This window comes from Sphingobium sp. (assembly GCF_033795625.1).
In the GTDB taxonomy this organism is placed as follows: Bacteria; Pseudomonadota; Alphaproteobacteria; order Sphingomonadales; family Sphingomonadaceae; genus Sphingobium.
Window position 1 is genome coordinate 1 of sequence record NZ_JARYGI010000105.1, and the last position, 849, is coordinate 849.

The following is an 849-nucleotide window of genomic DNA, read 5'->3' on the forward strand; positions in this document are numbered from 1 at the left end:
GCGGCTCCTTCATATGAGTGTTCAACGACCTCATCCTGGCACATCACGATGCCGTTGGGAGCCGTCCAACCCAACACCGCCAACGCTCCCTCCTCGACGATCCCCATCGAAGCCCCCTTTCTGATGAAAAAGCCGCCCGGCGCACGAAGCGACGGACGGCTCGGTATTCGCAGAATGCAACAGCGCGGACGGAGCATACGCACCGCCCCCTCCCACCCGTTCGTCCTGAGTAGCCATTGAGCAAAGTCGAAATGGCGTATCGAAGGATCTTGCCCAGCGCAGATGCTTCGATACCGCATCAGGTGAACCATCCCCCGGATGGTTCAGGATCGTCCGGGGGACGATCCGACCTGACGCGCTTCGACTTCGCTCAGCCCTTACTCAGCACGAACGGTTGAAGACGTGCTAGGAAGCCGCGAACTTCATCACCTTGATCGCCTCGCTGTTCGCCACAGCACCCCCGATCCGCTTCACCGCATAGAAATGCACGAACGGCTTGTTGCTGTACGGATCGCGCAGGATGCTCGTCTCGCTCCGCTCCGCCACCACATAGCCATGCGCGAAGTTGCCGAACGCCACCGACAGGCTGTCCGCGGCCACATCGGGCATGTCCTCCGCCTCGACTACTGGATAACCCAGCAGCGTCGCAGGCGCCGCCCCCGACAGCCCCGGCTGCCACAGGAACTGCCCCTCGCTCGTCTTCAGCTTGCGGATGCCCGCCAGCGTCTTGCTGTTCATCACGAACGCCGCCCCCTGCCGGTAGGATGCCTTCAGCGCCGGCACCAGGCATCGAATGCTTCGACATCGGATTTTAGAGCGCGGATGCTGTGCGGCGACGAGGCGGCTTGG

At 62.5% G+C, this 849-nt stretch carries 1 protein-coding gene; it reads right to left on the bottom strand.

The genetic code is table 11. The features are described 5' to 3' along the window. Nucleotides 1–405: 405 nt before the first annotated feature. Nucleotides 406–849, bottom strand: a 444-nt coding sequence (locus QHC67_RS18815) for a phage major capsid protein (protein WP_319296690.1), incomplete at its 5' end; no start/stop codon positions are given.